Here is a 7,311-nt window from a genome sequence, read left to right on the forward strand (position 1 = left end):
GCAGCTATAAAAGAAGGATTGGCTCAATTTGGAGAAATCTCCATGTACAATTATAAGGGGGATGAAGTTCAAGAAATTCAATTGTCTGATGACAGCAAAACTGCCTCCGATGTTATTGCAGGCTATTTAGAAGCAGTGGGCGGTGAAGCGGCGGTTGAAGCGATCAAAACGGCAAAGCTTGAAATGACTGCTGAGGTTCAAGGGACAAAATTGGAAATGATGGCCATCCATGATATGGAAAACCAACGCTTGGCGCAACAGGTTATAGTAATGGGGAATGTTGCTTCCAAAACATTGGTAAAAGATGGCAAAGCTACTGTCACCTCAATGGGTAATTCTCAAACATTAACCGATGAGCAATATGAGGATGTCAAAATGGCTTCTTTGTGGTTTATTCCTGAATTGTATTACGAGAACATGGGTTATACCCTAAGCTTGGATGGTGCTGTGGACATGGATGGAGAGTCTGCCTATAAGGTGATAGTTTCAAATCCTACCGGAGGGCAGGTAATCAATTATTATAGCATAGATTCCGGTTTGAAGTTGAAAAGTGAAAATCAACTTTCAGGAGACATGACTTACCTTGAATACCAAGAATTTGATGGTGTATTGGTTCCTGTTAAAATATCCATTAATAGCCCTATGATACCTGTTCCCCTAGAAACTCAAGTAGATAAAGTTGAATTGAATGTGACCGTTACTGAAGAAGATTTTAATTAATTATATACATGCCATCAATGAGAAAGCCTATTTTTATTTTGTTATTTGTTCTTTTGACTGTGTCGCAAAGTATCTATGCACACACTACTTTTAGAACAGAGCCAGTGCCGGAGAAAACCCCTCAAGAAATCATTAATGATTATATTGATGCCATTGGAGGGGCTAAGAAAATTTCTGCTGTTAAGACCATAATATTGGTGATGGAAGCAGAAATACAAGGAATGAAAATTGAAATTGACACCAATAGAGACATGGAAGGCTTGCGCCTAATGCAGCAGATGGTAGTAGATGGGAATGTAATGCAAAAAACTGTTGTGAAGGATGATGAGGGCTATATGAGCATGATGGGGCAAGTCAAAACCCTATCAGAGGATGAGTTGGCAACCCTTAAAACAAATATCTATGCTTTTCCGGAATTGCACTATGAGGACATGGGATTTTCTGTAACCAGAGGCGAAAATGCTACTATCAATGGGGAAGAGGCTTACACTTTAATGGTGACCAATTCTGCAGGGCTTGAAAGCAAGGAATACTTCAGTATTTCCAGCGGGCTAAAATTAAAGATGGTCGCTGAAGTAGCAGGAGATATAATTTTTGATGACTACAAAGAGGTGGAAGGGATAATGTTTCCTATGAAAGTAACCATCTCTAATCCTATGCTTCCTGTACCTATGGAAACACATGTAGTTTCTATTCAGGTAAATGAGACGCTTGACAATTCTTTGTTTGAGTAAAGAGAAGGGCTAAATCCCCTTCCCTTTACTTTAATTTGTGAATTAGCTTCTTGATTTTTCCCTCTTTTTATTGGTTGATAAACTGGCTGAAGGCCGATGAATTTCCTATGCTATTCACTTTATAGCTTCCATAGAATATTTCGCCATCGGCAGATAAATTGATATTGAGGTTTTTCCCCCATCTTTTCACCTTTAGCTCCAGTCCTTCCTCAGTTGGTTCATAGGACAATATTTTATCTTTGATCATTAGCTTTTTGAAGGCCGGTGATTTGGGATGGATTTTTAGCAGTTGACCATTTGGGTCGGTTACTATCCCAAAGTCACTTTGCAAAGGTGCTTTGGAAGCTCCTTTTTGTACACTTAAACCTATGCGGGGTAGCAGGTTTTGCAGCAAATCAAACAAATTGCCTGTATCCCGAACATACTGTTCGAAAAATCTTTTCATTTCTTCTCGATCACCTGCGAAATCAAGCACTGCCTGTTCGAAATCCTTTAATTCATAACCAATGCCTGTTTTGCCATAGTACTCCCACATCTTGGTGCATTCGCTTACCATTTTGCATAAGCATGATATCCATTGCCAATACAAGGAGAGCCCCATGGGTATAAATGCTGACTTTTTTGTCTGGAATGCCGGCTTTGTAGCCATCCAGCCAAAGATCCCAGCTCGAGTCTACGATGGATTGATTCTGCCAGCCGAAGCTTTCAAAGCTTCTTTCCATCAATTTCTCTAAGACTTCAAAATACCTTTCCTCTGTATAATAACCTGATTTTAACAAATAAAAATCCCCCATAAAGGTTGTTACTCCTTCAGCGATAAGCCCCTCCTTCAGGTAGGCTTCCCTTGAGAAATCATAAGGCAGTATTGATTTTGGTCGAATTCTGCACACGTTCCAAAAATGATAAAGTTCATGGGAAGAAATCCCCATCAATCTGTCCAAGCCTTGTTTTTTGGCAAATAACCTGTCAGGGCCAAGGGTGATCACTGTGGAAAATTGGTGTTCCACTCCATGATAATGGGGAAAAGGGAGCATGTGAATGATAAAATGATAATCCTTTGCAGGAAAATCGCCCATGTCTTCGATTTGTTTTTCGGTAAAATGGCTGAATTCCTCTAAAACCGGGTCCCAATCAAAATAAATTTCCCCATGCACCCAAACATGGAAATTGCTTGATTTCACTTGATAGATTTTGTGGTGCAAGGTTTCTGCAGCCAAAAAGGGGCTATCTACCAGTTCCTGATAATTGCTAGCCAATAAGGTGTTATCATCTTCCAAAGGCAAGGCGCAGGCAACTTTATAACTTTGCGGAAGCTCAAGTTTCACTTTTATTTTTTCATCTGCTCTACCGGAAATGGAAAAACAAAGGTTGATAAAATTGATATAAACTTGCTCAGGATCAAGCCAAGAGCCGCCAGCATCCAGTTGTGCTGCATGAAAAGAATAAGAAATTTTATAGTTTCCATTTTCTGCGGCAAAAAATGCCCAAGCATCTTTTGTTTCTTTTTCAGCCACTATTTTTCCATCGGGCCCAGACACTTCCAATTTTCTGATAAACTGGGCGTAATTGGCTATTTCGTATCTTCCGGGGCGCCATGCAGGCAATTGGAGCTGGATTTTTTCTTCTTTTTGGCAAATAAATTCCAGCTTAATTTCCAGAATTTGTGAAGCGGGTATGGGGGTACTTATGGTATATTTCATGAATAGTATTGAAAAGGTCTTAAACAAAAGTAAGCCACTGGTTTGTAAATAAAAAAAACCTCTCTATCTTTGCAATCCTTTAAAAAACGAGAATTAAGCGATTAAAATATAGCAATAATGAAAAGAACATTTCAACCTTCCCGTAGGAAAAGAAGAAACAAGCACGGTTTCAGAGAGAGAATGTCCACTTCCAATGGCAGGAGAGTACTTAAAGCCAGAAGAGCTAAAGGTAGACATAAGTTATCAGTATCTTCTGAGAAGACACTTAAGAAATAATGCCCGATTGCATTTGTATGGAATAATTTATTCAGCATTATTTTATGGATTGTAAATTTTCAAAAGCAGAAAGATTACATTCCAAAAAGTTAATAAAGGAACTTTTTGATAAAGGTTCCTCTTTTTTTTTATATCCCTTCAAGGTATTGTATCTTGATGATTCGCGGGTAACTGACAATCAATTATTGGTATCTGTTTCCAAAAGAAAGCTGAAAAATGCTACAGACAGAAACTATATTAAAAGAAGAGTTAAAGAAGCTTACCGTCTCAACAAGCATCTTCTACCTGCCACACAGGAGTCAAAAAAACTTATCGCCTTAATTTACGTTTCAAAGGATTTGATGGGCTTTCATGACATACAACCAAAGGTCATTAAGATCCTAAAAAAATTACCTGTAGCAAAACCATCTCAAGAATGAAAAATTATTTTTCCCGTAAAAGGCTTTTCACTAGCCTTGCTGTTGTAGGAATAGCTGGTTTGATGCTTTCTTTTTATCCCAAAAATGATAAGCTTTTTGAACTGGCCAAGAACCTGGATATTTTTGCTTCATTGGTAAGGGAGCTTGATACTTATTATGTGGATGAAATCGACCCAACTGAATTGGTGACCATTGGGATCAACGCCATGCTGGCCGAACTTGATCCCTACACTGAGTATATTCCAGAGGAGGAGTCGGATGATTTTAGGGTTTTAACCACCGGTGAATATGGAGGAGTTGGTGCACTGATAGGAAATCGCCTAGGCAAGAATATGATCATGATGCCTTATAAGGGTTTTCCTGCACAGGTTTCAGGCTTGAAAGTTGCCGATGAACTACTGCAAGTAGATACCGTCAATGTGATCAATAAGAACACCAGTGAGATTTCTAAATTGCTTAAGGGCCCAGCCAACACGGAAGTGAACGTAGTAGTCAAAAGAGGGGTGGATACCTTGTCTGTAAAGCTCACCAGAAAGAAGATCGTCATAAGTAATGTACCATATTATGGCATGGTGGAGGGAGAGACCGGCTATATTAAGTTAAGTGATTTCACTACCAATGCTGCCCAAGATGTGGCTTTGGCCCTGCAAGATTTGAAAGCCCAGGGGGCAAAAAAATTAATCCTAGATGTAAGGGACAACCCCGGAGGGATATTAATGGAAGCGGTAAATGTGGTTAATATATTTATTCCTAAAAATAAAGAGGTAGTTAAAACCATCGGAAAATTGGATAAAGTATTGTCCGAATATAAAACCAAGTCTTCACCTATAGATAAGGAGATTCCGCTTGTAGTGATGATCAATGAGCGTAGTGCTTCTGCCTCGGAAATTGTAGCAGGTGCTTTACAAGACTATGACCGGGCTGTATTGGTGGGAAGGACTTCCTTCGGCAAAGGATTGGTTCAAAGTACGATTCCCTTGGCTTACAACTCTCAAGTTAAATTGACCACAGCCAAATACTATATACCGAGTGGCAGGTGCATTCAGGCCATAGATTACAGTATAAAAGATGAAGACGGAAATGGAAGTTATGTTCCTGATTCATTACGGCAAGAATTTCAAACCAAAAACGGACGGATTGTATTTGACGGGGCAGGGATAGAGCCAGACGTAGCTTTAGACTCCAGAAGTTTTGCTCCAATTACCTATAGCCTAGTTACCCGAAGTTTGGTTTTTAGTTTTGTGAGTGAGTTTGCTTTGGAAAATGATTCCATAGCAACTCCCAGATCATTTGAAGTCAGTGATGAATTGTATGCTTCCTTTGTAGATTGGTTACAGGATAAAGAATATGATTACATTACTAGGGTTGAAAAAACCATAGAGGACCTGGAGAAATACGCTGAAAAGGAAAAGTATTTTGATGACATCAAAGAAGAACTTGAAAAGCTTAAAAAGAGTGTAAGCCATAGCAAAGAGCAGGATTTGATAACCTTTAAAGATGAGATCAAAGAAGCCCTAAAAGATGAAATTGTTTCCAGGTATTATTATCAAAAGGGGGTTATAGAAGCCTCTTTGGACCAAGATCCGGAAATTGAAAGTGCTTTAGAGGTTTTTACCGATGCTAAACAATATGAAGCATACCTGAGCCCTTCAAAGTAAAGCCAGCCGAGAATAGCTTTAGCCCTATCATTGAGTTAAGCGTTAATGCCTTGTTGAAGGAATCCATACAATAGATAGTGAATTTGAAATGGTGGGCGCTTAAGCTTACTTTGCCAAATATCGGCTGCATTTTCGAGATGTAGCCTTTTGTTTTTCCATAGCGTCAATGGGAGCATGCTGAGGGTTTCCACTTTGGTGATAATGATGTAGTTTTTATACGACATATATATATGAGTAAAATCCTTTCTATAGAGACCTCCATTGCTGTTTGTTCTGTTGCAGTTCATGAAGATGGTGAGCTTCTTGCCCTCTCAGAATTGCATCAAGACAATGTGCATGGGAGCAAGTTGGTACCACTGATTAAAAGTTTGTTGGCAGAAGCTGATTACAGCCCTGGGAGTTTGGATGCCATAGCAGTGGCACAGGGTCCCGGTTCTTATACCGGACTGCGTATAGGCGTTTCGACGGCAAAGGGCTTGGCCTTTGCCCATGATTTACCTTTAATTGGCGTGGATAGTTTGGATGGTCTTGCGGCTCGGTTGGTTGGTCAAGTTGAAAGGGGTTCCTTTATTGTGCCCATGATTGATGCGCGGCGAATGGAAGTGTATGCCAAGGTGCTAGATGAAAAAGGGGGAACCTTGGTTCCTTTGAAACCTGTAATTTTAGAGAAGGGGGTTTTTGATGAATTCTTGGATTCCGGATTGGTCTATTTTCTGGGCAATGCCAATAAAAAGACCGAAGCCTTCCTGAATCATGCCAATGGTAGGTACGTTGATATGGTTAACTCTGCTTCAGGCTTGGGGAAATTGGCTTACCGAAAATTTATGAACAAGGATTTTGTGGATATTGCTTACTTTGAGCCGAACTACTTGAAGGACTTTATGGTTTTAAAATCAAAGAAGAACCCATTATTGTCATGAGTGAAATAATTAACAGAGTTGCCAATAGCCCTATTGTCACAATAGATTTGGAAACCTATTATTTAGCTGGAGATCGAATAGTTTTTGATTTGGAGCCATTTTTATACCAAGGTTTGGTAGTTAAAGAGAAAGAGTTTCGCCAAAGCTTTAAAAATCTTGATTGGTCTTTATATAAAGACAAATTGGTGGCGATTACATGTTCTACTGATGCCATCATTCCAAAATGGGCGTATATGTTGGCCATGGTAAATTTGCAGGCTGTGGCGAAGGAGGTGATAATAGGTAGCATTGAAGACTTAGAAAAGCATCTTTTATACAATGTCATCGACAAGCTTGATGTGAAGGATTTTGAAGACAGGCCTGTAGTTATTAAAGGCTGTGGGAAGTTGTCAATTCCTGACTATGCCTATGGGGAGATTGTCAAGAAGGTAATGCATGTGGCAAAAAGTGTAATGTTTGGGGAGCCTTGCAGTACTGTCCCGGTTTACAAAAGACCAAGGGCAAAATAAATTGAAGAAATATCTGGCTGTTTTTGAGTAGGTTAAAAGATATTCATCAATAATTTTAGATAAGTGTTTGGCATATTCATAAAAGAGCCCTATGTTTGCATTCCCAAATGAGAGACGCTCGCGGGAAAAGGTAAAAAAGCGAACAAACTTTTGTTGAAAATTGAAAAAAGAGAATAAAATTTTATTTAAAATTTTCTCTCAAATGTTTTAAAACATCAAAATTTTGTTTTACATTTGCAAACCTGTTTCGAAAACAAGCTTTCAAAAAGCGAGAATGAGACACAGCAAATGGGCAAAAAAGTTGTCCAAGAAAAGTTCTTTGAAGTAGTGTAAGATAGTTAAAATTAAAAACCTGACGGTTCGATTTAATTCGGA

Annotated in this window: 10 protein-coding genes and 1 pseudogene; 7 read left to right on the top strand and 4 right to left on the bottom strand. The window is 39.1% G+C overall.

Annotated elements, in window-relative coordinates; genetic code table 11:
- A pseudogene (locus AAC037_RS15445) lies at positions 1–720 on the top strand (insulinase family protein); the annotation flags it as partial.
- Positions 721–737: 17 nt separating this feature from the next.
- Positions 738–1,454: a peptidase, M16 family protein gene (locus tag AAC037_RS15450; RefSeq protein WP_339903822.1), complete on the top strand. Its 717-nt coding sequence runs from the start codon at positions 738–740 to the stop codon at positions 1,452–1,454.
- 67 nt (positions 1,455–1,521) lie between these two features.
- Here the strand turns inward: AAC037_RS15450 and AAC037_RS15455 are convergent, their stop codons facing one another.
- Positions 1,522–1,989, bottom strand: coding sequence for a hypothetical protein (locus AAC037_RS15455; RefSeq protein WP_339903823.1), 468 nt, complete (start codon positions 1,987–1,989; stop codon positions 1,522–1,524).
- Positions 1,952–3,154 carry a M61 family peptidase gene (locus tag AAC037_RS15460; protein WP_339903824.1) on the bottom strand — a complete coding sequence of 401 codons (1,203 nt, stop codon included), beginning with the start codon at positions 3,152–3,154 and terminating at the stop codon, positions 1,952–1,954. Before AAC037_RS15460 ends, AAC037_RS15455 begins: the two co-directional genes overlap by 38 nt.
- 117 nt (positions 3,155–3,271) lie before the next feature.
- Here AAC037_RS15460 and rpmH point away from each other — a divergent pair, with 117 nt between their 5' ends.
- The 3 genes from rpmH to AAC037_RS15475 are packed head-to-tail and all read left to right on the top strand — an operon-like array spanning position 3,272 to position 5,507.
- Complete coding sequence (rpmH, locus tag AAC037_RS15465; protein ID WP_014019965.1) at positions 3,272–3,430, top strand: 50S ribosomal protein L34; 159 nt, start codon at positions 3,272–3,274, stop codon at positions 3,428–3,430.
- A gap of 44 nt (positions 3,431–3,474) precedes the next feature.
- Positions 3,475–3,849: a ribonuclease P protein component gene (gene rnpA / locus AAC037_RS15470; protein ID WP_339903825.1), complete on the top strand. Its 375-nt coding sequence runs from the start codon at positions 3,475–3,477 to the stop codon at positions 3,847–3,849.
- Entirely contained in the window at positions 3,846–5,507 is a 1,662-nt protein-coding gene (locus tag AAC037_RS15475) for a S41 family peptidase (RefSeq protein ID WP_339903826.1), read from the top strand. The genes rnpA and AAC037_RS15475 overlap by 4 nt, the downstream gene beginning before the upstream one ends.
- A 35-nt stretch (positions 5,508–5,542) precedes the next feature.
- Here the strand turns inward: AAC037_RS15475 and AAC037_RS15480 are convergent, their stop codons facing one another.
- Positions 5,543–5,731, bottom strand: a complete 189-nt coding sequence (locus AAC037_RS15480) for a hypothetical protein (RefSeq protein WP_339903827.1) — start codon at positions 5,729–5,731, stop codon at positions 5,543–5,545.
- Between the two features lie 6 nt (positions 5,732–5,737).
- Between AAC037_RS15480 and tsaB the strand changes: the two genes are divergently transcribed.
- Positions 5,738–6,427 (top strand): tRNA (adenosine(37)-N6)-threonylcarbamoyltransferase complex dimerization subunit type 1 TsaB, encoded by a 690-nt coding sequence (gene tsaB, locus AAC037_RS15485; RefSeq protein ID WP_339903828.1) that lies wholly within the window; start codon positions 5,738–5,740, stop codon positions 6,425–6,427.
- Positions 6,424–6,936, top strand: coding sequence for a DUF2480 family protein (locus AAC037_RS15490; RefSeq protein ID WP_339903829.1), 513 nt, complete (start codon positions 6,424–6,426; stop codon positions 6,934–6,936). Before tsaB ends, AAC037_RS15490 begins: the two co-directional genes overlap by 4 nt.
- 181 nt (positions 6,937–7,117) lie before the next feature.
- Here AAC037_RS15490 and AAC037_RS15495 read toward each other — a convergent pair.
- Positions 7,118–7,311, bottom strand: a 194-nt coding sequence (locus tag AAC037_RS15495) for a hypothetical protein (protein WP_339903830.1), incomplete at its 5' end; no start/stop codon positions are given.

The organism is uncultured Cyclobacterium sp. (assembly GCF_963976465.1).
Taxonomy (GTDB): Bacteria; Bacteroidota; Bacteroidia; order Cytophagales; family Cyclobacteriaceae; genus Cyclobacterium.

Excerpts from the sequence above, each read along its gene's own strand:
- AAC037_RS15450 (WP_339903822.1), top strand. The coding sequence starts at position 738 with ATGAGAAAGCCTATTTTTATTTTGTTATTTGTTCTTTTGACTGTGTCG.
- AAC037_RS15455 (WP_339903823.1), bottom strand. The coding sequence starts at position 1,989 with ATGTGGGAGTACTATGGCAAAACAGGCATTGGTTATGAATTAAAGGAT.
- AAC037_RS15460 (WP_339903824.1), bottom strand. The coding sequence starts at position 3,154 with ATGAAATATACCATAAGTACCCCCATACCCGCTTCACAAATTCTGGAA.
- rpmH (WP_014019965.1), top strand. The coding sequence starts at position 3,272 with ATGAAAAGAACATTTCAACCTTCCCGTAGGAAAAGAAGAAACAAGCAC.
- rnpA (WP_339903825.1), top strand. The coding sequence starts at position 3,475 with ATGGATTGTAAATTTTCAAAAGCAGAAAGATTACATTCCAAAAAGTTA.
- AAC037_RS15475 (WP_339903826.1), top strand. The coding sequence starts at position 3,846 with ATGAAAAATTATTTTTCCCGTAAAAGGCTTTTCACTAGCCTTGCTGTT.
- AAC037_RS15480 (WP_339903827.1), bottom strand. The coding sequence starts at position 5,731 with ATGTCGTATAAAAACTACATCATTATCACCAAAGTGGAAACCCTCAGC.
- tsaB (WP_339903828.1), top strand. The coding sequence starts at position 5,738 with ATGAGTAAAATCCTTTCTATAGAGACCTCCATTGCTGTTTGTTCTGTT.
- AAC037_RS15490 (WP_339903829.1), top strand. The coding sequence starts at position 6,424 with ATGAGTGAAATAATTAACAGAGTTGCCAATAGCCCTATTGTCACAATA.